The organism is Natrialba sp. PRR66, assembly GCF_034808065.1.
GTDB lineage: Archaea > Halobacteriota > Halobacteria > Halobacteriales > Natrialbaceae > Natrialba > Natrialba aegyptia.
Map to the genome: position 1 here is coordinate 1 of NZ_JAXHGN010000224.1, position 246 is coordinate 246.

Here is a 246-nt window from a genome sequence, read left to right on the forward strand (position 1 = left end):
TGAACCGCCACGCGTGGCGTCACCGCGACGAGGAGTTCCGCGTCTCCGATGTCAATCCCAAAGAGATTCCCGTCATCAAGTCGGTGCTCGGCACCCACGACTGGGACGATATCAAGCGGACCTTCGAGGACTTCGATCCCCGGCAGTGGGACAACCCACCGAGTGGCACGGAGACGGCCGACATCAAACGTGAGACCATCCAGAACATGCAAGAACTCTTCGAGTACAGCGAGGCCTCGGCCGAGC

Annotated in this window: 1 pseudogene; it reads left to right on the top strand. The window is 61.0% G+C overall.

Features of this window, described 5'->3' with window-relative positions:
* Positions 1-246 (top strand): annotated as a pseudogene (locus SM755_RS24050) (kinase anchor protein); the annotation flags it as partial.